Here is a 21,440-nt window from a genome sequence, read left to right on the forward strand (position 1 = left end):
TTACTTACCCGCCTTTCCGACCTTGCGGCGGATGACTTCGCCCTCGTACTTGACGCCCTTGGCCTTGTACGGGTCGGGCTTGCGCAGCTTGCGGATGTTGGCCGCGACCTCGCCGACCTTCTGCTTGTCGATGCCCTCGACCGAGAAACGGGTCGGAGCCTCGACCTTGAAGGTGATGCCCTCGGGGGCCTCGACCAGGATCGGGTGGCTGTAACCGAGCGCGAACTCGAGGTTCGAGCCCTTGGCGGTCACGCGGTAACCGACACCGCTGATCTCGAGCTTCTTCACGTAACCCTGGGTCACGCCGGTGATCATGTTCGCCACCAGCGTGCGGGACAGGCCGTGCAGGGCCTTGCTCTGACGCTCGTCGTTGGGGCGGGTCACCTGGAGAGTGCCGTCCTCGCCCTTGGCGATGTCGATCGGAGCCACGACGGTGTGAGTCAGCGAACCCTTGGGGCCCTTGACCGACACGGTCCGGCCGTCGATGGTGACGTCCACGCCGGCGGGAACCGCGATGGGGAGCTTGCCGATGCGCGACATAGCTGTTTCCTCCGTTCCCTTCTGCTACCAGACGTAGGCGAGGACTTCCCCACCCACGCCCTTCTTGCCGGCCTGCTTGTCGGTGAGGAGCCCGTGCGACGTGGAGATGATCGCCACGCCGAGGCCGCCCAGCACCTTCGGCAGGGAGGTGGACTTCGCGTACACCCGGAGACCGGGCTTGGAGATCCGCTTGATGCCCGCGATGGAGCGCTCACGGTTCGGGCCGAACTTCAGCTCGAGGGTGAGGTTCTTGCCGACCTCGGCGTCCTCGACGCTCCAGCCGGTGATGAAGCCCTCCTGCTGGAGGATCTCCGCGATGTGAGACTTGATCTTGGACGCCGGCATCGTCACGGAGTCGTGGTACGCCGAGTTCGCGTTCCGCAGACGCGTCAGCATGTCTGCGATCGGATCAGTCATGGTCATGAATTGGCCTGTGGCCTCTCTCGCCGGGGTTTCCTGGTGCGCCATCCCTCTCCCCGATCCGAGACGGGACGGGTGCGGCGCGGTGGACCTACGGCGTAGTAAGTCGTACGGGCGACCGTCAGGCGCCCAACCCTCCAAGCCTAAGCCATGAAGAGGTGGGCGCCTGACACGCCCATTGCTTACCGAGAGCCTCTGGAACCCCTAAATAAGGGGATTACCAGGAGCTCTTGGTCACGCCCGGCAGCTCGCCACGGTGAGCCATCTCACGAAGGCACACGCGGCAGAGGCCGAACTTGCGGTACACGGAGTGCGGACGGCCGCAGCGCTGGCAGCGGGTGTACGCGCGCACACCGAACTTGGGCTTGCGAGCAGCCTTAGCGATCAGAGCCTTCTTCGCCATCTCGCTCACGCCTCCTTGAAGGGGAAGCCGAGGTGACGAAGGAGGGCGCGGCCCTCAGCGTCGTTGGTCGCCGTGGTGACCACGGTGATGTCCATACCCCGGGTACGGTCGATCTTGTCCTGGTCGATCTCGTGGAACATGACCTGCTCCGTGAGACCGAAGGTGTAGTTGCCACGGCCGTCGAACTGCTTGGGGGACAGACCACGGAAGTCGCGGATGCGCGGCAGCGCGAGCGACAGGGTGCGGTCCAGGAACTCCCACATGCGGTCGCCACGAAGCGTGACGTGGGCACCGATCGGCTGACCCTCACGCAGCTTGAACTGCGCGATGGACTTGCGGGCCTTGGTGACGGCCGGCTTCTGACCGGTGATCTGGGTCAGGTCGCGGATCGCGCCCTCGATCAGCTTCGAGTCACGGGCGGCGTCGCCGACACCCATGTTGACCACGATCTTGACGAGGCCGGGGATCTGCATGACGTTCTCGTACTTGAACTCGTCACGCAGCTTGCCCGCGATCTCCTCGCGGTACTTCGTCTTGAGACGCGGAGTGGTGGTGGTAGCCATCAGATGTCCTCACCCGTCCGCTTGGCAACGCGGATCTTGTTGCCCTCGTCGTCGAAGCGGTAACCGACACGCGTGACGACCTTGTTGCCGTCCTTCTCCACGACCAGCTGGACGTTGGAGACGTGGATCGGGGCCTCGGTCGTGACGATGCCACCGGCCTGCGAGCCCTTGGCGGTCGGGCCGGCCTTGGTGTGCTTCTTGACCCGGTTGACACCCTCGACCAGGACGCGGTCCTCGCGGGGGAAGGCCGCGATGACCTTGCCCTGCTTGCCCTTGTCCTTACCGGTGATGACCTGGACCAGGTCGCCCTTCTTGATCTTCATGCTTACAGCACCTCCGGCGCGAGCGAGATGATCTTCATGAACTTCTTCTCGCGCAGCTCACGGCCGACCGGGCCGAAGATGCGGGTGCCGCGAGGGTCGCCGTCGTTCTTCAGAATGACGGCGGCGTTCTCGTCGAAGCGGATGTACGAGCCGTCCGGACGGCGGCGCTCCTTGACGGTGCGAACGATGACCGCCTTGACGACGTCACCCTTCTTCACGTTGCCACCGGGGATCGCGTCCTTGACGGTGGCGACGATGACGTCACCGATGCCCGCGTAGCGGCGACCGGAGCCACCGAGCACACGGATGCAAAGGATCTCCTTCGCACCAGTGTTGTCGGCGACACGCAGTCGCGACTCCTGCTGGATCACGTCTATCTCCTGTTTGTCTGCCGGTTCCCGGCAGGGGTTCTGTTACGGAACCCCTGCCGAGCCTGGCGGAACTGTCCTGCGGGGATGCCCGCAGGAGATTACTTGGCCTTCTCGAGGATCTCGACGACGCGCCAGCGCTTCGTCGCGGACAGCGGCCGGGTCTCCATCAGGAGGACGCGGTCGCCGACACCCGCGGCGTTCTGCTCGTCGTGCGCCTTGAGCTTGTTCGTACGGCGGATGACCTTGCCGTACAGCGCGTGCTTGACGCGGTCCTCGACGGCGACGACGACGGTCTTGTCCATCTTGTCGCTGACGACGAGACCCTCACGGGTCTTGCGGAAGCCGCGGGCTTCTGCAGTCTGCTCAGTCACGTTGCTCTCACTCATCAGGCGCTCTCCACCGTCTCGATGCCCAGCTCGCGCTCACGCATCAGGGTGTAGATCCGCGCGATGTCCTTACGGACGGCCTTGAGCCGACCGTGGTTCTCGAGCTGACCCGTCGCCGCCTGGAAGCGGAGGTTGAACAGCTCTTCCTTGGCTTCGCGGAGCTTGTTGAGCAGCTCCTCGTCACCCAGTTCGCGCAGCTCGGACGCCTTGGTACCGACCGACATCACGCTTCACCTGCCTCGCGCTTGACGATCCGGCACTTCATCGGCAGCTTGTGGGCTGCGCGAGTCAGGGCCTCACGGGCGATCTTCTCGTTGGGGTAGGACAGCTCGAACATGACCCGGCCCGGGTGCACGTTCGCGATCCACCACTCCGGAGAACCCTTACCGGAACCCATGCGGGTCTCGGCAGGCTTCTTGGTGAGGGGACGGTCCGGGTAGATGTTGATCCAGACCTTGCCGCCACGCTTGATGTGGCGGGTCATCGCGATACGGGCCGCCTCGATCTGGCGGTTGGTCACGTACGCCGGCGTGAGGGCCTGGATGCCGTACTCGCCGAACGCGACCGTCGTACCGCCCTTGGCCTCACCGCGACGCTTCGGGTGGTGCTGCTTGCGGTGCTTGACCCTACGGGGGATCAGCATGTCGGTCAGGCCTCCGTTCCGGTGCTCTCAGCCGGAGCGGCAGCCGCCGGAGCCTCGGCCTTGGGGGCCTCGGCAGCGGGAGCCTGCTGCGGCTTACGACCGCGACCGCCACGCTCGCCACCGCGGCCACCACGGCCGGCGGGACGGTCGGCGCCGCCACGGGCCGGGCGGTTGCCGGCGCGGGCAGCGGCGTTCTCGGCGCGGACCTCGGCGATGTTCTTGACGTCGCCCTTGTAGATCCAGACCTTCACACCGATGCGGCCGAAGGTCGTCTTGGCCTCGAAGAAGCCGTAGTCCACGTTCGCGCGGAGCGTGTGCAGGGGCACACGGCCCTCGCGGTAGAACTCCGAGCGGGACATCTCGGCGCCGCCGAGACGGCCACCGCACTGGATCTTGATGCCCTTGGCGCCGGCCTTCATCGTGCCCTGCATGCTCTTACGCATGGCGCGACGGAAGGAGACACGGGAGGAGAGCTGCTCGGCGACGGCCTGGGCCACCAGCTGAGCGTCCGTCTCGGGGCTCTTGACCTCGAGGATGTTGAGCTGGACCTGCTTCTTGGTCAGCTTCTCCAGGTCGCCGCGGATACGGTCGGCCTCCGCGCCGCGACGGCCGATGACGATGCCCGGCCGGGCGGTGTGGATGTCGACGCGGACACGGTCACGGGTGCGCTCGATCTCCACCTTCGAGATGCCGGCGCGCTCCATGCCGGACGTCATCATCCGACGGATGGCGACGTCTTCCCCGACGTACTCCTTGTACGACTTGTCGGCGTACCAGCGGGACTTGAAGTCCGTGGTGATACCGAGCCGGAACCCATGCGGGTTAACCTTCTGGCCCATTACCGGGTCCCTTCCTTGCTGCTGACGACCACGGTGATGTGGCTGGTCCGCTTGCGGATCCGGTAGGCACGGCCCTGGGCGCGCGGCCGGAACCGCTTCAGGGTCGGGCCCTCGTCGACGTACGCCTCGCTGATGACCAGCGAGGTGGCGTCCGTGTGGTCGTAGTTGTGCGCGGCGTTGGCGATGGCGCTGTCGAGCACCTTGCCGACGGGCACGGAGGCTGCCTGCGGAGCGAATCGCAGAACAGCCTGAGCCTCCGTGGCGTCCATGCCACGGATCAGGTCCACCACGCGGCGGGCCTTCATGGGCGTGACGCGGATGTACCGCGCCTGGGCCCTGGCTTCCATGGTTGTCCCTCTCAGTTACTTACGTGTCTGAATGCGATCCGCTACTAGCGGCGCTTCGACTTCCGGTCGTCCTTGACGTGACCCCGGAAGGTACGCGTCGGCGAGAACTCGCCGAGCTTGTGACCGACCATCGACTCGGTGACGAACACCGGGATGTGGGTCTTGCCGTTGTGCACCGCGAGCGTGTGGCCGAGCATGGCCGGCACGATCATGGAGCGACGGGACCAGGTCTTGATGACGTTCTTGGTGCCTGCTTCGTTCTGGGCGTCCACCTTCTTGATCAGGTGGTCGTCGACGAAGGGCCCCTTCTTGAGACTGCGCGGCATCTAAACCCGCTCCTAGCGCTTCTTGTTCGTCTTGCGGCGGCGGACGATGTACTTGTTCGAAGCCTTCTTCGGCGAACGAGTACGACCCTCCTTCTGACCCCACGGCGAGACCGGGTGGCGACCACCGGAGGTCTTGCCCTCACCACCACCGTGCGGGTGGTCAACCGGGTTCATCGCCACACCGCGAACGGTCGGACGGACGCCCAGCCAGCGCTTGCGGCCGGCCTTGCCCCAGTTGATGTTGCTCTGCTCGGCGTTGCCGACCTCGCCGACCGTGGCGCGGCAGCGCTGGTCGACCAGGCGGATCTCACCGGAAGGCATGCGGAGGTGGGCCATGGTGCCCTCCTTCGCGAGCAGCTGCACCGAGGCACCGGCGGAGCGGGCGAACTTGGCGCCGCCACCGGGACGGATCTCGATCGCGTGGATCGTGGTACCGACCGGGATGTTGCGGAGCGCCAGGTTGTTGCCCGGCTTGATGTCGGCCCCGGGACCGTTCTCGACGCGGTCACCCTGCTGCAGGTTGCGCGGGGCGAGGATGTAGCGCTTCTCGCCGTCGGCGTAGTGCAGCAGCGCGATGCGCGCGGTGCGGTTGGGGTCGTACTCGATGTGCGCGACCTTCGCCGGCACGCCGTCCTTGTCGTGACGACGGAAGTCGATCACGCGGTAGGCGCGCTTGTGTCCGCCACCCTGGTGGCGAACGGTCACACGACCGGCGTTGTTACGGCCGCCCTTGCTGTGCAGGGGGCGGACCAGCGACTTCTCCGGCGTGGACCGCGTGACCTCGACGAAGTCGGCGACGCTGGAGCCACGACGGCCCGGCGTAGTCGGCTTGTACTTGCGGATTCCCATTTTTCAGTCCTCGTCCGATATCGGACGATCCGACCCGCTTACGCGGTCGGACCGCCGAAGATGTCGATACGGTCGCCCTCGGCAAGGGTCACGATCGCGCGCTTGGTGGCGGCGCGCTGACCGAAGCCGGTCTTGGTGCGCTTGCGCTTGCCGATGCGGTTGATCGTGTTGACCCCGGTGACCTTGACCGAGAAGACCGCCTGGACGGCCTGCTTGATCTGGGTCTTGTTGGCGTTCGGGTCGACGATGAACGTGTACTTGTTCTCGTCGAGGAGCGCGTAGCTCTTCTCCGACACGACCGGCTTCAGCAGCACGTCACGGGGGTCCGTGTACGCCTTGCTGGGCGCGGTGACGACGGTGTTCTTGCCCTCGGCCTCGTGGCGGCGCGCCTTGGCGACGCGCGCGGCCTTCGCGGCCTTGGCGGCCTTCGAGGCGATGGAGGGGTGACGGGTGGCCATCAGACCTCAGTCCCTTCGGTGTCGTTGGCCTTCGGGCCGGCGACGAAGGACTCGAGAGCGGCCTGGGTGAAGACCACGTCGTCCGAGACGATCACGTCGTACGTGTTCAGCTGGCCCGGCTCCAGGATGTGCACCTGGGGCAGGTTGCGGGCGGACAGCCACGCGGCCTCGTCGCTGCGCTCGACGACGAGCAGCAGGTTCTTGCGCTCGCTGATCTTGCCGAACAGCGTCTTCGCGGCCTTGGTGGAGATGTCGCCGTCGACCACGCCGGTGACGACGTGGATGCGGTTGTGGCGGGCCCGGTCGGTGAGGGCGTGACGCAGGGCGGCAGCCTTCATCTTCTTGGGGGTCCGCTGCGAGTAGTCACGCGGCTGGGGGCCGTGCACGACGCCACCGCCGGCGAACTGCGGCGCGCGGGTCGAGCCCTGACGGGCGCGGCCGGTGCCCTTCTGGCGGTAAGGCTTCTTGCCACCACCACGGACTTCGCCACGGGTCTTGGTCTTGTGCGTGCCCTGGCGGGCAGCCGCGTTCTGCGCGACGACGACCTGGTGGATCAGCGGGATGCTGACCTTCTCCACGCCGAAGATCTCCGCGGGGAGCTCGACGCTACCGGTCTTCTCGCCGGCAGGCGAAAGGATGTCAACAGTGCTCATCGGTTACCTCAGGCCCCCTTGGCCGCGGTGCGGACCAGGACGAGGCCGCCGTTCGGACCGGGGACGGCGCCCTTGATGAGCAGCAGACCCTTCTCCGCGTCAACGGCGTGGACGGTCAGGTTCTGGGTGGTGACACGCTCGTTGCCCATGCGACCCGCCATGCGGAGGCCCTTGAACACGCGGCCCGGGGTGGCGCAGCCACCGATGGAACCGGGCGAGCGGTGCTTGCGCTGGGTGCCGTGACCGGCGCCGAGGCCCTTGAAGTTGTGACGCTTCATGACACCGGCGAAGCCCTTGCCCTTGCTCTTGCCGGTCACGTCGACCTTGATGCCGGCCTCGAACACCTCGGCGGTGATCTCCTGGCCGAGGGTGTACTCGCTGGCGTCAGCGGTACGGATCTCGACGAGGTGGCGGCGGGGAGTGACGTCGGCCTTGGCGAAGTGGCCCTTGAGGGGCTTGTTCACCTTGCGCGGGTCGATCTCGCCGAACGCGATCTGGACGGACTCGTAGCCGTCGACGTCGTTCGTACGGACCTGGGTCACGACGTTGGGGCCGGCCTTGACGACGGTGACCGGAACAACGCGGTTGTTCTCGTCCCACACCTGCGTCATGCCGAGCTTCTCGCCCAGGATGCCCTTGATCTGCTTAGCCATTCTCAGATCACCGGCCCCTAGAGCTTGATCTCGATGTCGACACCGGCCGGGAGGTCGAGTCGCATCAGAGAGTCAACGGTCTTGGGCGTCGGGTCGAGGATGTCGATCAGGCGCTTGTGCGTGCGCATCTCGAAGTGCTCGCGCGAGTCCTTGTACTTGTGCGGCGACTTGATGACGCAGTACACGTTCTTCTCAGTGGGCAGCGGCACCGGGCCCGCGACCGACGCACCAGTGCGGGTCACCGTCTCGACGATCTTCTTCGCCGAGGAGTCGATGACCTCGTGGTCGTAGGCCTTGAGCCGGATGCGGATCTTCTGTCCCGCCATGGCTACTCAGTAGTCCTTTGTCTTCTTCGCTCTGGAGCCCGCCGGCTTCCCTTTCCTCCGACCCACGCGGTCGGGCGTGTCGCGCTCCCGCTGACAAAAATGTCCCTTGTTCGAACATCCCTACGGGAATGCACACGGCCCTTCCGGTACCGCAGGCCGGGGGCGAAAGGCCCACCGGGCGCCTGGCCGCTGCCGCACCGCGCTTCCCGAAAGATTCCCGTACGTCCGCCCCAGCGCTGCCGTGAGGCAGTTAGGGCGACGAGTACTGTGGGACTCGCTTCCGGTCCTCCCGGCGGGAGGCGCACAGCATCAACACTCGACCGAGCAACCCCGCTAGTCTGCCATACGGGGCAGGGCCTCCGCCAATCGAGCCGGAGAGAATACCCCGAGCGTGACGCAGGTCAAACCAAGCGGGCCGACAGCCCCGGCGATGTCCTTACACTCCCCTCACATTCTGACCAGGGGGGCTGGATCATGACATCGACCTCGACATCACCCTCGCGGAGAACCCGCAGACGGGCCGCGCGGGCCGCCGTGGTCGCCGGTGCGGCGACCCTGCTGCTGGCCCTCGTGCCGGTGCCCGCCCAGGCCCACCGGGACGGCTGCCACCGCTGGCACTCGTGCCCGTCGGACACGAATTCGTACGTCTGCGGCGATCTCGGTTATGACACCTACTGCGGTGGGTCGGGCGAGAGCGGTACGTCGTCGTCCGCGTCCCTGGACGTCACCGCGCCGCGCCGCCCGAAGGTCGTACGGCCGCACGCGGGCCGGGGCGGCAAGGTCGGCCTGACCGTCACGGCGGAGCGGGGGTCCCGCATCGAGGTCGCCGAGACCGACGAGTACGGCGACCCGGGCGAGGTCGTCGCGAAGGCCACCGCGACCGGCGGCGCCCAGACCGTCGCCTTCACCGCCGAGAGCGGCTCGCACACCTACACCGTCACGACGACCGACGCCGCCGAGAACACCAGTGACCCGGTCGACGCGTTCACGCTGGAGGTGGACGCGGAGGCACCGGCGGTCAGCGGCTTCACCGTGGGCGCGGCCGACGCGGCGACCGCGAGCTCCGCGGTGGCCTTCACCTCGGAGGACGGAGCGGCGTACGAGCTCACCGTCGTCGGCCGCGAGGAGGCGTTCACCGGCACCGTCGGGGACGGCGCGGACACCCTGCTCACCCTCCCGGACGGCGACTACACGGTCCGGCTGACGGTGACGGACGAGACGGGCAACGTCGGCCGGGCGGAGCGGAAGCTCCACGTGGAGCTGGCCGAGCTGGCCCCCCGGATCGGCGCCGAGCACCGGCGCGGCTCGGGCGACGTCCGGTACACGATCACCGCTCCCCCGCACGCCAAGGGCACCCTCACCGCCGACGACGGCACGGCGCACGCCTTCACCGCGGACGACGGGGGCCTGGCCACGGTGGACCTGCGGCTGACGGACGGGCACCACCCGGCCCCCGTCGTCACCGTCACCGACACCTACGGGCGCACCGGCCGCGCCACGGGCGAGGCCCTGACCGTCGACACGGTCGCCCCCGCGCTGAAGGTCGTCTCCGACGGCGAGCGCGCCTCCCACGGGGAGCTGGCCCTGGCGGTCACCACCGAGGCCGGCGCCGAGGTGCGGGTGGCCTACGGCTCGGCCGCCGCCCGCAAGGCCTTCACCTCCACCGGGAAGCCGGGCTCCGTGACCCGGGCCCTGGAGCCGGGCAGCTACACGGTCACGGTCGTCGCCGAGGACGCGTACGGCAACACGACCTCCCGGCGGCTCACCGTCGCCGTGGACGACCGCTGGACGGCCGGTGACTGGCTCGCCCTGCTGCTGAAGGCCGTCCTCCTGCTCCTCCTCCTGGTGGGGGCCGCGTGGGTCCACCGCCGCGGCCGTCCGGCCCGGGAGGCGCGCCGGGCCGCGCGGGCGGCCGCGGCCTACGAGGGCCTGCTGCGCGACTGGGAGCAGGAGCGGGAGCGGCTCGTCGAACTCGCCGAGTTCGCGGCGGAGTTGGGGGAAGAGGAGGAGTCCTCCGGGCGCTGGCTCGCCGAGTGGGGCAGGCGCAGGCGGGACGAGTCGGTGTGGTGGGTGACCGACGCGGACCTGGTGCAGCCCGACGCCACCGGCCAGGGGGTCGACGTCCGCGACTCGGGGACGCTGGTGATCACCGCGCAGCGGGTGCTGTTCTGCGGCAGGAAGCGGCGCGAATGGCTCTTCTCGAAGCTGGAGCACGTCCGACACCTGGGCGAGGACACCACGTTGATGCGGGTGGGCAATCGCTCCGGCGTCTCGGGCGTCCGCTACCGCCGTGACCCCGCGCGGACGCGCCTCGCGATCGAGGCCGCCCTCGCGGACGCCCCCGGCGGGCGCGCTCCCGAGCTGGGCACGGGGCGGGGTGCCCTGCTGCGGCGGGTGCGGGCGGCGGTCGCCGCGCACGACACCCGCCGCCCGGTCGCCCCCGAGCCGGCCGTCCCGGCCCCGCGTCCGGAGCGGACCCCGACGCCCGTGTGAGCGGTGCCGGAGCCCGTCAGCGCACGTCGATGGCGTCGGCCGCGCCCGTGGTCGCGCAACGGAAGGGGCCGTCGACTCAGGCGGTGACCGTGGCCTTCAGGGCGCCGGTGCCGCCGGAGGTCACGCGCTGCCCGGCTGGATGAGGAGTCCCACCCTCAGCCCCGTGCGCGCACCCTCACGAACGCCGCGTCCAGGCCCTTCTTCACCGCGCCCGCCACCGGCCGTTCCACCCACCGGTGCACCGCCCAGCTGAGCACCAGGAACCCCGCCAGCACCACCGCCACCAGCAGCCGTGCGTCCATCGTGTCGCGCAGGCGGTTGATCAGGGTCGTGCCGGCCGCGTAGTGGATCAGGTAGAGGGGGTAGGTCAGGCTGCCCGCCGTCACCAGCCAGCGCCACTGGACGCGGTCGGTGAAGCCGAGGGCCACGGCGACCATGAGCAGCAGGAACACGGTGAAGACGACGACCGCGCCCCGCCAGCTGCCCACGTGTTCGACCTCGTCGATCCGCTGGCCCAGTTCCTTCTGGCCCATGAGCCAGGCCATCGCGAGGATGCCCCACAGGAGCAGGTCCTGGCCGAAGCGGTGCATGAGGTACAGGGCCAGGCCAGCGATGAAGTACCAGGACGCCTCGGGGTCGGCGATCAGTTCGAGGAGGGGCAGGTGCGCGACCGGGGCCAGCATCGCCGCCGCGCCCCAGACGCAGCAGAACAGCACCACACGGCGGTAGGTGAGGCCGGCCCACACCACCGCGAGGAAGAGGAGGTAGAAGCGGAGTTCGGACCACAGCGTCCAGTACACGCCGTCCACGTTCTGCACGCCCGAACCCGACTGGAGCATGGTCAGGTTGAGCAGGACGTCCCTCGGGGCGAGGCGTTCCCACACGCCGGGTACGGCGGTGAGGACGGCCGTCGTGAAGAGGACCGCGAACCAGTACGCCGGGTACAGGCGGATCACGCGGGAGACGAAGAACTGGCGCGGGGTACGGCCCCAGCAGGACATGCAGATCACGAAGCCGCTGATCACGAAGAAGATCTCGACGCCGATCCAGCCGTACGCCGCCACATGGAACACCGACGGCATGATGTCCGAGACGGGGCGGCCCCAGATCGCGTTGCCGGGCTGGTTCACCCGGCGGGTGCCGGCGTAGTGGTGGACCGCGACCATCAGCGCGGCGAGGAGCCGGATGCCGTCGAGGGCGTGGAGACGCGGGTGCCGGCGGCTGGGCGACGGGGACGCGGCGGCGGGCGCGGGCTGCGGCTTCGCGGGTCGTATGAGAGGCAGGGCAGACATCGTCGTCAGGCTAGGTCGCTCACAGCCGCCTCACGGGTGACACCGGGCAACGTTCGTCCACGATTCACCCCCCGCACACCCGTACGACAAACAGCGCGACGAGCCACGCGACCGACCACGCGAAAGGGCCCGTACGACCGGAGTCGTACGGGCCCCTTCAGAGGCTCAGCTCAGGCTGTGCCACCGATCAGGCGCAAGATCACTTGTTGATCTTGGTGACCTGGCCGGCGCCGACCGTCCGGCCACCCTCACGGATGGCGAACTTCAGGCCCTCTTCCATGGCGACGGGCTGGATGAGCTCCACCTTCATCTCGGTGTTGTCACCCGGCATGACCATCTCGGTGCCCTCGGGGAGGGTCACGACGCCGGTCACGTCCGTCGTACGGAAGTAGAACTGCGGACGGTAGTTGTTGAAGAACGGGGTGTGGCGGCCACCCTCGTCCTTCGACAGGATGTAGGCCTGGGCCTCGAACTCGGTGTGCGGGGTGACCGAACCGGGCTTGATGATGACCTGGCCGCGCTCGACGTCCTCGCGCTTGATGCCACGGAGGAGCAGACCGACGTTCTCACCGGCCTGGCCCTCGTCGAGCAGCTTGCGGAACATCTCGATACCGGTGACCGTGGTGGTGGTCTTCTCGGTCTTGATGCCGATGATGTCGACGGTCTCGTTGACCTTCAGGACACCACGCTCGATACGGCCGGTGACGACCGTACCGCGACCGGTGATCGTGAAGACGTCCTCGATCGGCATGAGGAACGCCTTGTCGACGTCACGCTCGGGCTGCGGGATGGACTCGTCGACGGCCTTCATCAGGTCGAGGACGGAGTTCGTCCACTCGGAGTCGCCCTCGAGCGCCTTCAGCGCGGAGACGCGGACGACCGGCAGGTCGTCGCCCGGGAACTCGTACTCGGAGAGGAGCTCACGGACCTCGAGCTCGACGAGCTCCAGGATCTCCTCGTCGTCCACCATGTCGGCCTTGTTCAGGGCGACCACGATGTACGGAACGCCGACCTGGCGGGCCAGGAGCACGTGCTCCTTGGTCTGCGGCATCGGGCCGTCGGTGGCGGCGACCACGAGGATCGCGCCGTCCATCTGCGCGGCACCGGTGATCATGTTCTTGATGTAGTCCGCGTGACCCGGGCAGTCGACGTGGGCGTAGTGACGGGTCTCCGTCTGGTACTCGACGTGCGCGATGGAGATGGTGATACCGCGCTGACGCTCTTCGGGCGCCTTGTCGATGTTGTCGAACGCGGTGGCCTCGTTCAGGTCCGGGTACGCGTCGTGCAGCACCTTGGTAATGGCGGCCGTGAGGGTCGTCTTACCGTGGTCGATGTGACCGATGGTGCCGATGTTGACGTGCGGCTTAGTCCGCTCGAACTTCGCCTTCGCCACTGGGGTCCTCCTGTGGAGTGTGCTGTACGCCTTGGTTCATCGGCGCCAGGTGATCTTTGCTGTTAAGTCCCGGGCCCCGGGTCATTCCGCCACGAATGCGGAGGAACGACCCGCGAGGCTCCGGGGTCAAGCCTAAAGCGTGAGCGCGCGGTGCGTTAAACGCGGTGCGTTACTCGCCCTTGGCCTTCGCGATGATCTCCTCGGCGACGTTCCGCGGAACCTCGGCGTAGGAGTCGAACTGCATCGAGTAGCTTGCGCGACCCGACGTCTTGCTGCGGAGGTCGCCGACGTAGCCGAACATCTCCGACAGGGGCACGAGGCCCTTCACGACGCGGGCACCCGCACGCTCCTCCATGGCCTGGATCTGACCACGGCGGGAGTTGATGTCGCCGATGACCTCACCCATGTAGTCCTCGGGCGTGGTGACCTCGACGGCCATCATCGGCTCGAGCAGCACGGGGCTGGCCTTGCGCGCGGCCTCCTTGAAGGCCTGCGAACCGGCGATCTTGAAGGCGAGCTCGGAGGAGTCGACCTCGTGGTAGCCACCGTCGAGAAGCGTGACGCGGACGCCCGTCATCTCGTAGCCCGCGAGGATGCCGAACTGCATGGCCTCCTGCGCACCGGCGTCCACCGAAGGGATGTACTCCTTCGGGATACGGCCACCGGTGACCTTGTTCACGAACTCGTACGACGCGTCGCCGCCCTCGATGGGCTCGATCGCGATCTGCACCTTGGCGAACTGGCCGGTACCACCGGTCTGCTTCTTGTGCGTGTAGTCGACCCGGTCGACCGCCTTGCGGATGGTCTCGCGGTAGGCGACCTGCGGCTTGCCGACGTTGGCCTCGACCTTGAACTCACGGCGCATACGGTCGACCAGCACCTCGAGGTGCAGCTCGCCCATACCACCGATGATGGTCTGGCCGGTCTCCTCGTCCGAGTGGACCTGGAACGACGGGTCCTCCTCGGCCAGGCGCTGGATCGCGATGCCCAGCTTCTCCTGGTCGCCCTTCGACTTGGGCTCGATGGCGACCTGGATGACCGGCGCCGGGAAGTCCATGGACTCCAGGATCACCGGGGCCTTGTCGTCGCACAGCGTCTCACCGGTGGTGGTCTGCTTCAGGCCCATGACGGCGACGATGTCGCCGGCGCCGACCGCGGCGATCTCCTCACGCTTGTTGGCGTGCATGCGGTAGATCTTGCCGATGCGCTCCTTCTTGCCCTTGACGGAGTTCAGCACGGCGGTGCCGGACTCCAGGCGGCCCGAGTAGACCCGGACGAAGGTGAGCTTGCCGAGGTGCGGGTCGCTCATGATCTTGAACGCGAGGGCGGCCAGCGGCTCGTCCTCGGACGGCTTGCGCTTGACGACCTCTTCCGCGTCGTTCACGGCGTGGCCCTCGATGGCCTCGACGTCGAGCGGGGAGGGCAGGTAGCGCACGACCGCGTCGAGCAGGGGCTGAACACCCTTGTTCTTGAACGCGGTACCGCAGAACACCGGGGTGACCGTGGTGTCCTTGGACTTGCCGGACGCGATGGTGATACGACGGATCGCGGCGTACAGCTGCTCCACGGAAGGCTCCTCGCCCTCCAGGTACAGCTCCATGATCTCTTCGTCGTTCTCGGCGACGGCCTCGACCAGCTTGCCCCGGTACTCCTCGGCAGCCTCGGCGTGGGTGTCCGGGATGTCGACGATGTCGTACATCTCGCCCTTGGTGGCCTCGGCGGACCACACGAACGCCTTCATCGTGACCAGGTCGACGACGCCCTTGAAGTCGGCCTCGGCACCGATCGGCAGCTGCATGACGAGCGGCTGAGCGCCCAGGCGGTCGCTGATCATGTCGACGCAGCGGTGGAACTCGGCACCGGTGCGGTCGAGCTTGTTGACGAAGCAGATGCGCGGGACGCCGTAGCGGTCGGCCTGACGCCACACGGTCTCGGACTGCGGCTCGACGCCGGCGACGCCGTCGAACACCGTCACGGCACCGTCGAGCACGCGGAGCGAACGCTCCACCTCGACGGTGAAGTCGACGTGGCCCGGCGTGTCGATGATGTTGATCGTGTGGTCGACGTCCTCGAGCGGCCAGTGACAGGTGGTGGCAGCAGAGGTGATCGTGATGCCACGCTCCTGCTCCTGCTCCATCCAGTCCATGGTGGCAGCGCCGTCGTGGACCTCACCGATCTTGTACGAAACGCCGGTGTAGAACAGGATCCGCTCGGTGGTGGTCGTCTTGCCCGCGTCGATGTGGGCCATGATCCCGATGTTGCGGACCTTGGCCAGGTCAAGTGAAGTGGTAGCCATAAGGCTTCAGTCTTCTCTCGGTCTCGATGTGGGTAGCGACTACCAGCGGTAGTGCGCGAAGGCCTTGTTGGACTCGGCCATCTTGTGGGTGTCCTCGCGCTTCTTCACAGCGGCACCAAGGCCGTTGGACGCGTCGAGAAGCTCGTTGAGCAGGCGCTCGGTCATGGTCTTCTCGCGACGGGCGCGGGAGTAGCCGACGAGCCAGCGCAGCGCCAGGGTGCTCGCGCGGCCGGGCTTGACCTCGACCGGGACCTGGTAGGTCGCGCCACCGACACGGCGGGACTTGACCTCGATGGTCGGCTTGATGTTCTCGAGAGCGCGCTTCAGCGTGATGACCGGGTCGTTGCCGGTCTTCTCGCGCAGGCCCTCCATGGCGCCGTAGACGATGCGCTCGGCGGTGGAGCGCTTGCCGTTCAGCAGCACCTTGTTGATGAGCGACGTGACAAGAGGAGAACCGTAGACCGGGTCGATGATGACCGGGCGCTTCGGGGCGGGGCCCTTACGAGGCATTTCTTACTTCTCCTTCTTGGCGCCGTAGCGGCTGCGGGCCTGCTTGCGGTTCTTGACACCCTGGGTGTCGAGGGAACCGCGGATGATCTTGTAGCGAACACCCGGCAGGTCCTTCACACGGCCACCGCGCACGAGCACGATGGAGTGCTCCTGCAGGTTGTGTCCCTCACCCGGAATGTAAGCGGTGACCTCGATCCCGCTGGTCAGACGCACACGCGCGACCTTACGCAGGGCCGAGTTCGGCTTCTTCGGGGTGGTCGTGAACACACGCGTGCAGACGCCGCGACGCTGAGGGGAACCCTCGAGTGCGGGCGTCTTGTTCTTCTCGACCTTGTCCTGCCGGCCCTTGCGGACCAGCTGCTGGATCGTAGGCACTACTTCTCCGGTTTCTGTGTGCCGATGGGTACAACTAACCTGGAACTTCTCCGACCCACGCGGTCGGGTGTGTCGAATCCCGCGGACTTCCGCCGCGAGGCAGCGGAAAGCTCGGATTACGGTGGCCGCTCTCGGCCCCGATGCGGTGTGATGGCACGCACGAGGGCCAGGGCACACCCCAGGCACAAGGTCTGAGCGTACCCAGCGCAATCACTCCGGTCAAAACAGAACCCGTACGCCTGACACACGGCGCTTACGTTTGCGAACCCGATCGCTGTTGTGGTAGCGGAGTTTCCCGGCCCTCCGCTTCCCTGGCCGTGTCATGCCCGACGAAATACGTCGGACGGTTCTGTACGGCCGTATAGATGCGGCCCACGTACTCGCCGAGCAGGCCCACGCAGATCAGCTGGACCGCGCCGATGAACAGCACGCCGGTGAACAGGGAGGTCCAGCCCGGGACCGTGTGGTCGAGGAAGTGGGCGCTCAGGGTGTACGCCATCAGCCCCATGCAGACCAGGAACGCGAAGCCGCCGAGCCAGGTGGCGATGCGCAGCGGGGCCGCGGAGAACCCGGTGACGCTGTCGACGGCGAGCCGGATCATCCGGCCCAGCGGGTATTTGCTCTGCCCGGCCGGGCGCGGGGCGCGCTCGTACGTCACCTGCCCGCTGGGGAAGCCGAGCCAGGGCACCAGGAGCCGGTAGACGCGCTGCTGGTCGGGCAGCTCCTTGAGGGCGTCCACGGCGGCCCGGCCGAGCAGCCGGAAGTCACCGGCCTGGGCGGGCACGGCCGGCCCGGCCAGCCGCCGCACCAGCCGGTAGTACAGCCCCGCCGTCCACCGCTTGAAGCCGGTGTCGCTGGCCCGGTCGGCGCGGATGCCGTAGACGATGTCCAGCCCTTCGCCCTGTGCGAGGGCGAGCATCTCGGGGATCTTCTCCGGCGGGTCCTGGAGGTCGGCGTCGATGCTGACGACGTAGGCGCCGAGGGCGCGGTCCAGTCCGGCGGTGAGGGCGGCCTGGTGGCCGGAGTTGCGGCGCAGGCCGATGATCCGCAGTTCGGGCCAGCCGAGGCGGAAGGCGGCGAGGAGTTCGGCGGTGCGGTCGGTGGACCCGTCGTCGACGGCGACGACCTCGTAGGCCTCGCCCAGACCGGCGAGGACCGGGCGCAACCGGCTGACCAGCGCCGGAAGGACCTCTTCCTCGTTGTACATGGGTATGACGACCGACAGCACGGTCGCACCGCTCACGGCCTCCGGCTCGTCCGTCACGCGCCCTCTCCCTCACCTGTGACGCACATGTGCGACTCTGGTGCGATCTTATGACCACGCTTCACGATCGTCCGGCCCCACGGCCCCGACCCGGCCGTCCGTCCGTCCGTCGATCGTCCTAGGGGGGACCCCAGTCATGAGCACGGCCCGCAGCGACGCGGAGACGGACTCGGCCACGCCCGACCAGGGGCGGGAGCGGCCGCCGGGGAGCCGTCGGCTCGCGCTGCCGGACGGTCTACGACCGTACCTCTCCCCGCTGCTCCTGTACGGCGTGACGAAGCTGGTCGGGCTGACCGTCTTCGCCTGGCTGCTGGAGTGGGCCGACGACTACCAGAAGAAGAACCCGCGCTTCGGCGGCGGCGCCCACTGGTGGGACGTCCTGGCCACCTGGGACGGCTGGTGGTACCTCCAGGTCGCCGAGAAGGGGTACGACCCCCGGCCGCTGGAGCCGCTCGCGCCGGGCGGGCTGTTCACCGTCCAGCAGAACTCGGTGGCGTTCTTCCCCCTCTACCCCGGGCTGATCAGGGGCGTCTCGGAGGGCACGGGCCTCGGTCTGTACGGCTCCGCGATCCTCGTGTCCGTCGTGGCGTCCTTCGTGGCGGCGGCCGGGATCTACGCCGTGGTCGCGGCCCTCGCGGGCGTGCGGGCGGGCACGATCGCGGCCGGGCTGTGGGCCGTGGTGCCGGGCGCGGGCGTGGAGTGGGCGGTCTACTCGGAGTCCGTGTTCGTCGCGATCGCGGCCTGGTGCTGCTACTGCGTGATGCGGAAGCGGTGGGTGGCGGCCGGGCTGCTGGCCTTCCTCGCCGGACTGAACCGGCCGACGTCCGCCGCGCTGATAGGGGCCGTGGGCCTCGCCGCGATCGTGACGCTGGCCCGGCGGGAGAGCAGGCGGGAGCACGGGATCGCCGGTCCGGTGTACGCGATGGTCGCCGCGCCGCTGGGACTGCTCACCTACATCGCCTGGGTCGGGCTGAGCATGGGCGACGTGACCGCCTACTTCACGCTCCAGCGCGAGGGCTGGGCGCACTACTTCGACTTCGGCAAGTACACCCTGGACGTGCTCGGCAACACGGCGGTCGGGCACAACAACTACCTGTTCGCCTTCTCGGTCCCCGATCTGCTCTGTGTGCAGATCGTGCTGGCCCTGCCCTTCCTCATCGCGCTGATGCTGCGCAAGAGGCCGCCGCTGGTGCTGGTCGCCTATGCGCTGGCGTCGGTCATGACGGTCCTGGGCACCCAGCAGATGTTCGGCAACACGGGCCGGTATCTGCTGCCCGTCTTCCCGCTGCTGCTGGCCCCGGCGGCGGCGCTGAGCCGGCTGAAGTGGCCGAGCCTGGCGGTGTTCTTCACGACGGCGTCGCTCGCGTCCGGGTGGTACGCGCACTATGTGATCTTCGAGCTGGGCATTCCGTAGGCCGCCCGGGCGCCCGGGCGGCGGTCGCCGTCGGGATCCCCGTCAGGGGGACGAGACCGTCGCCATGACGATGACCATCAGGAAGAACGCCCAGCCGGCCACCGACAGCCAGCCCAGGATCAGACCGGCCAGGGCGAACCCCTCGCCGCCCTCACCGGAGCGGCGCATCTCGGCGCGGGCCTTGTGGCCGAGGATCACCGCGGGGATGCCGGTGAGCCCCATGGTCATGGTGGTGAGGACACCGCAGACGAGGGAGCCGACCGCCTTGCCGTTGGTGGGCGGGGGCGGGGCGGGCAGGAACGTGCGCGGGACGGGCGGACCGAAGGCGGTCGGCGCGGCGAGGACCGACGGGACGGCCATCGGTCCCTGCGGGAGGTCGGAGATGACGAGTTGCAGCTCGCCGACGGTACGGGCCTGGTAGGCGCGCTGCACCCGCTTCTCGAACTCGTCCTGCTGCAGACGGCCTTCCCCGAAGCCGGCCCTGAGCACGTCCACCGCGCGCTCGCGGTCGGCGTGCGACGCGAGCATCGAAGCGCCGTTCGGCACTTGTCCCTGCGGCTGCCATGGCGACGGATACGACACGGGCACCTCCCCCCGGACGGCTGTATGCCTCCATCATCTCTCAACGCGCCCCGACCGCCCACGGTTCCCCCGGTCAGCGCGGGTCACGGTTCGGCCCACGGGCCGCGCGCTCGGCCGCGAAGACGTCCTCCAGCCGGAAGAGCTGCGCCCGCCCCGCCCGGCCGGCCGGTTTCAGCCGGCCGAGCTGGACCCACTTGCGGATGGTGGCGGGCGCGACACCGACCTCCTGGGCGGCGAGCGCCCCCGGAATAAGGGTCGCCCGCCCCCCGCCGCCTTGTCTGCTCTCGCTGCTCTCGCTGCTCTCATCACTCTCGTCACTCATCTGCGCTCCCACTCCCCCTCGTCCCAGGTGTGGCGGTAGGCCGGATCGTCGTGGCAGCCGCAGTCGGGGTCCGCGCAGCGGCAGGCCGGGTTGACGCACAGGACGGCGTGGCGGTCGGGGAAGGCGCGCAGGGAGACCGAGTCGCACCAGGGGCAGCGGCCGGAGATCCGTACGACCGTCTCGGTGTCCCCCAGCGCACGGGCGCAGCGGCGGGCCATACGGCGGGTCTCGTCGCGGACGTGCGCGGCGAGGACGGGGTCGGCGGCGACGGCGTCGAGCAGCGCGGCGATCCGGCGCAGCCGCTCGGGCACGGGGGCGCGGCGGGCGCGCGGCAGACCGAGCCGGTCCCGTACGGCCTCCTCCAGCTCGACGACGCCGTCGGTGAGGTCCCGGATGGTGTCCGAGATGTGCAGCCGCAGCGGGGCGGCGCTGTACCCGGGGGCGACGAGCCCGTGCCGCTGCTGGAGCAACAGCGCGTCCGCACGCTCCTCACGCGACCGCTCGGCGGGACCGGGAGCCGACGGCCCGGAGGCCCGAAAGGCGGGAGCGCCCCGCCCGGGCACCAACTCCCTGGCCAACTCCGGGAACTGCTGGAGCAGGGTGCCGATCCAGAGGGCGGCTTGAGCGACGGGCCGTGATTCGACGGCCCCGACGGGCCGAACAGCGGCCGGGGCGTCCGAGGTGGAGCGGGCATGGGTGGGGAGCGGTTCTGCGGTGGTGCGGGACGGGGTGGATTCTCCGGTGGAGGAGGGGGCGCGGGTCGGGGCCGGTTGCGGAGAACGCGTGTGGGTCGGGGCCGGTTGCGGGGAGCGCGCATGAGCCGGGGCCGACTCCGGGGAGGACATACGGGTCGGGGCAGGCTCCGGGGAGCGCGCGTGAGCGGGGGCCGACTCCGGGGAGGACGTACGGATCGGGGCAGGCTCCGGGGAGCGCGCGTGAGCGGGGGCCGACTCCGGGGCGGCGGTACGGGTCGGGGCAGGCTCCGGGGAGCGCGTGTGAGCGGGGGCCGACTCCGGGGAGGACGTACGGGTCGGGGCAGGCTCCCGGAAGCGCACGTGGGTCGGGGCCGACTCCGGGGAGGGGGTACGGGTCGGGGCAGGCTCCGGGGAGCGCGCGTGAGCGGGGGCCGACTCCGGGGCGGCGGTACGGGTCGGGGCAGGCTCCGGGGAGTGTGTGTGGGTCAGGGGTGCGGCCGGGGCGGCGGGACGGGCGGGCGGCGCCGGGGGTCGGCCGTCGGGCGAGGCGGGGGTCGGACGGGCAGCCGGAGGCCTGGTTCGGCCGCCGGGTAACGCCGGTACGGGGCGGGGAGCCGACGCCGTGGGCCAGCCGTCCGTCGACGTCGGCGACGGGCGAGCGGCAGGAGCCGTAGCGCGGCCCTCGGTCGGAGCAGAGGTCGGGC

The 21,440-nt window shown here is 68.8% G+C and carries 28 protein-coding genes; 2 read left to right on the forward strand and 26 right to left on the reverse strand.

From position 1 onward, the window contains the following. The 17 genes from rplF to rpsJ form a co-directional block, all read right to left on the reverse strand. Positions 1 to 540 carry a 50S ribosomal protein L6 gene (gene rplF / locus ABZ464_RS05930; protein WP_358990599.1) on the reverse strand — a complete coding sequence of 180 codons (540 nt, stop codon included), beginning with the start codon at positions 538 to 540 and terminating at the stop codon, positions 1 to 3. Between the two features lie 24 nt (positions 541 to 564). Then, complete coding sequence (rpsH, locus tag ABZ464_RS05935; protein WP_358990596.1) at positions 565 to 963, reverse strand: 30S ribosomal protein S8; 399 nt, start codon at positions 961 to 963, stop codon at positions 565 to 567. A 214-nt stretch (positions 964 to 1,177) separates the two neighbouring features. After that, entirely contained in the window at positions 1,178 to 1,363 is a 186-nt protein-coding gene (locus ABZ464_RS05940; RefSeq protein ID WP_003956452.1) for a type Z 30S ribosomal protein S14, read from the reverse strand. A 5-nt stretch (positions 1,364 to 1,368) separates the two neighbouring features. After that, complete coding sequence (gene rplE, locus ABZ464_RS05945) at positions 1,369 to 1,926, reverse strand: 50S ribosomal protein L5 (protein ID WP_359271541.1); 558 nt, start codon at positions 1,924 to 1,926, stop codon at positions 1,369 to 1,371. Then, positions 1,926 to 2,249, reverse strand: coding sequence for a 50S ribosomal protein L24 (rplX, locus tag ABZ464_RS05950; RefSeq protein WP_030039760.1), 324 nt, complete (start codon positions 2,247 to 2,249; stop codon positions 1,926 to 1,928). The genes rplE and rplX overlap by 1 nt, the downstream gene beginning before the upstream one ends. 2 nt (positions 2,250 to 2,251) lie before the next feature. After that, positions 2,252 to 2,620 carry a 50S ribosomal protein L14 gene (gene rplN / locus ABZ464_RS05955; RefSeq protein WP_003998823.1) on the reverse strand — a complete coding sequence of 123 codons (369 nt, stop codon included), beginning with the start codon at positions 2,618 to 2,620 and terminating at the stop codon, positions 2,252 to 2,254. 98 nt (positions 2,621 to 2,718) lie between these two features. Next, positions 2,719 to 3,006 (reverse strand): 30S ribosomal protein S17, encoded by a 288-nt coding sequence (gene rpsQ / locus ABZ464_RS05960; protein ID WP_003992363.1) that lies wholly within the window; start codon positions 3,004 to 3,006, stop codon positions 2,719 to 2,721. Beyond that, on the reverse strand, positions 3,006 to 3,230 hold the full coding sequence (gene rpmC / locus ABZ464_RS05965) for a 50S ribosomal protein L29 (protein ID WP_280878457.1): 225 nt from the start codon (positions 3,228 to 3,230) through the stop codon (positions 3,006 to 3,008). Before rpmC ends, rpsQ begins: the two co-directional genes overlap by 1 nt. After that, a complete protein-coding gene (gene rplP / locus ABZ464_RS05970; protein WP_030788270.1) occupies positions 3,230 to 3,649 on the reverse strand; it encodes a 50S ribosomal protein L16 in 420 nt (139 codons plus the stop codon). Before rplP ends, rpmC begins: the two co-directional genes overlap by 1 nt. Positions 3,650 to 3,654: 5 nt before the next feature. Then, a complete protein-coding gene (gene rpsC, locus ABZ464_RS05975; RefSeq protein WP_359271545.1) occupies positions 3,655 to 4,488 on the reverse strand; it encodes a 30S ribosomal protein S3 in 834 nt (277 codons plus the stop codon). Continuing rightward, positions 4,488 to 4,835 (reverse strand): 50S ribosomal protein L22, encoded by a 348-nt coding sequence (rplV, locus tag ABZ464_RS05980; RefSeq protein WP_307128872.1) that lies wholly within the window; start codon positions 4,833 to 4,835, stop codon positions 4,488 to 4,490. The genes rpsC and rplV overlap by 1 nt, the downstream gene beginning before the upstream one ends. 44 nt (positions 4,836 to 4,879) lie before the next feature. After that, complete coding sequence (gene rpsS, locus ABZ464_RS05985) at positions 4,880 to 5,161, reverse strand: 30S ribosomal protein S19 (RefSeq protein ID WP_003992359.1); 282 nt, start codon at positions 5,159 to 5,161, stop codon at positions 4,880 to 4,882. Between the two features lie 12 nt (positions 5,162 to 5,173). Continuing rightward, positions 5,174 to 6,010, reverse strand: a complete 837-nt coding sequence (rplB, locus tag ABZ464_RS05990) for a 50S ribosomal protein L2 (RefSeq protein ID WP_030039757.1) — start codon at positions 6,008 to 6,010, stop codon at positions 5,174 to 5,176. A 38-nt stretch (positions 6,011 to 6,048) separates the two neighbouring features. Next, the gene (gene rplW, locus ABZ464_RS05995) at positions 6,049 to 6,468 is read right to left on the reverse strand and encodes a 50S ribosomal protein L23 (protein ID WP_359271548.1); all 420 of its coding nucleotides are present in this window, start codon (positions 6,466 to 6,468) and stop codon (positions 6,049 to 6,051) included. Further along, positions 6,468 to 7,121: a 50S ribosomal protein L4 gene (gene rplD, locus ABZ464_RS06000; RefSeq protein ID WP_055632344.1), complete on the reverse strand. Its 654-nt coding sequence runs from the start codon at positions 7,119 to 7,121 to the stop codon at positions 6,468 to 6,470. Before rplD ends, rplW begins: the two co-directional genes overlap by 1 nt. An 8-nt stretch (positions 7,122 to 7,129) precedes the next feature. Beyond that, entirely contained in the window at positions 7,130 to 7,774 is a 645-nt protein-coding gene (gene rplC / locus ABZ464_RS06005) for a 50S ribosomal protein L3 (protein WP_020135811.1), read from the reverse strand. A gap of 17 nt (positions 7,775 to 7,791) precedes the next feature. Then, positions 7,792 to 8,100: a 30S ribosomal protein S10 gene (gene rpsJ, locus ABZ464_RS06010; protein WP_003948644.1), complete on the reverse strand. Its 309-nt coding sequence runs from the start codon at positions 8,098 to 8,100 to the stop codon at positions 7,792 to 7,794. 474 nt (positions 8,101 to 8,574) lie between these two features. Between rpsJ and ABZ464_RS06015 the strand changes: the two genes are divergently transcribed. Then, positions 8,575 to 10,593: a hypothetical protein gene (locus ABZ464_RS06015; protein ID WP_359271550.1), complete on the forward strand. Its 2,019-nt coding sequence runs from the start codon at positions 8,575 to 8,577 to the stop codon at positions 10,591 to 10,593. A 155-nt stretch (positions 10,594 to 10,748) separates the two neighbouring features. Here ABZ464_RS06015 and ABZ464_RS06020 read toward each other — a convergent pair whose 3' ends face one another. The 6 genes from ABZ464_RS06020 to ABZ464_RS06045 form a co-directional block, all read right to left on the reverse strand. Next, entirely contained in the window at positions 10,749 to 11,885 is a 1,137-nt protein-coding gene (locus ABZ464_RS06020) for an acyltransferase (RefSeq protein ID WP_359271553.1), read from the reverse strand. A gap of 199 nt (positions 11,886 to 12,084) precedes the next feature. Beyond that, on the reverse strand, positions 12,085 to 13,278 hold the full coding sequence (gene tuf, locus ABZ464_RS06025; RefSeq protein WP_055632341.1) for an elongation factor Tu: 1,194 nt from the start codon (positions 13,276 to 13,278) through the stop codon (positions 12,085 to 12,087). A gap of 169 nt (positions 13,279 to 13,447) precedes the next feature. Further along, a complete protein-coding gene (gene fusA / locus ABZ464_RS06030) occupies positions 13,448 to 15,574 on the reverse strand; it encodes an elongation factor G (RefSeq protein WP_359271556.1) in 2,127 nt (708 codons plus the stop codon). A gap of 39 nt (positions 15,575 to 15,613) precedes the next feature. Next, positions 15,614 to 16,084: a 30S ribosomal protein S7 gene (gene rpsG / locus ABZ464_RS06035; RefSeq protein ID WP_030788318.1), complete on the reverse strand. Its 471-nt coding sequence runs from the start codon at positions 16,082 to 16,084 to the stop codon at positions 15,614 to 15,616. A gap of 3 nt (positions 16,085 to 16,087) precedes the next feature. Then, positions 16,088 to 16,459: a 30S ribosomal protein S12 gene (gene rpsL, locus ABZ464_RS06040; protein ID WP_003948652.1), complete on the reverse strand. Its 372-nt coding sequence runs from the start codon at positions 16,457 to 16,459 to the stop codon at positions 16,088 to 16,090. Positions 16,460 to 16,712: 253 nt separating this feature from the next. Then, positions 16,713 to 17,723 carry a glycosyltransferase family 2 protein gene (locus ABZ464_RS06045; protein WP_359271560.1) on the reverse strand — a complete coding sequence of 337 codons (1,011 nt, stop codon included), beginning with the start codon at positions 17,721 to 17,723 and terminating at the stop codon, positions 16,713 to 16,715. A 136-nt stretch (positions 17,724 to 17,859) separates the two neighbouring features. Here ABZ464_RS06045 and ABZ464_RS06050 point away from each other — a divergent pair, with 136 nt between their 5' ends. Beyond that, positions 17,860 to 19,137: a hypothetical protein gene (locus ABZ464_RS06050; RefSeq protein WP_359271563.1), complete on the forward strand. Its 1,278-nt coding sequence runs from the start codon at positions 17,860 to 17,862 to the stop codon at positions 19,135 to 19,137. A 42-nt stretch (positions 19,138 to 19,179) separates the two neighbouring features. On the opposite strand, the gene ABZ464_RS06055 is transcribed toward ABZ464_RS06050, so the two are convergent. From ABZ464_RS06055 to ABZ464_RS06065, 3 genes are all read right to left on the reverse strand, one after another. Then, positions 19,180 to 19,665 carry a DUF1707 and DUF4190 domain-containing protein gene (locus ABZ464_RS06055; RefSeq protein ID WP_359271566.1) on the reverse strand — a complete coding sequence of 162 codons (486 nt, stop codon included), beginning with the start codon at positions 19,663 to 19,665 and terminating at the stop codon, positions 19,180 to 19,182. A gap of 127 nt (positions 19,666 to 19,792) precedes the next feature. Then, positions 19,793 to 20,041 (reverse strand): hypothetical protein, encoded by a 249-nt coding sequence (locus tag ABZ464_RS06060; RefSeq protein WP_359271569.1) that lies wholly within the window; start codon positions 20,039 to 20,041, stop codon positions 19,793 to 19,795. Beyond that, positions 20,038 to 20,886 carry a hypothetical protein gene (locus tag ABZ464_RS06065; RefSeq protein WP_359271572.1) on the reverse strand — a complete coding sequence of 283 codons (849 nt, stop codon included), beginning with the start codon at positions 20,884 to 20,886 and terminating at the stop codon, positions 20,038 to 20,040. The genes ABZ464_RS06060 and ABZ464_RS06065 overlap by 4 nt, the downstream gene beginning before the upstream one ends. Positions 20,887 to 21,440: the final 554 nt, after the last annotated feature.

Origin of the sequence: Streptomyces sp. NPDC005820 (genome assembly GCF_040630255.1) — a bacterium.
Classification (GTDB): domain Bacteria; phylum Actinomycetota; class Actinomycetes; order Streptomycetales; family Streptomycetaceae; genus Streptomyces.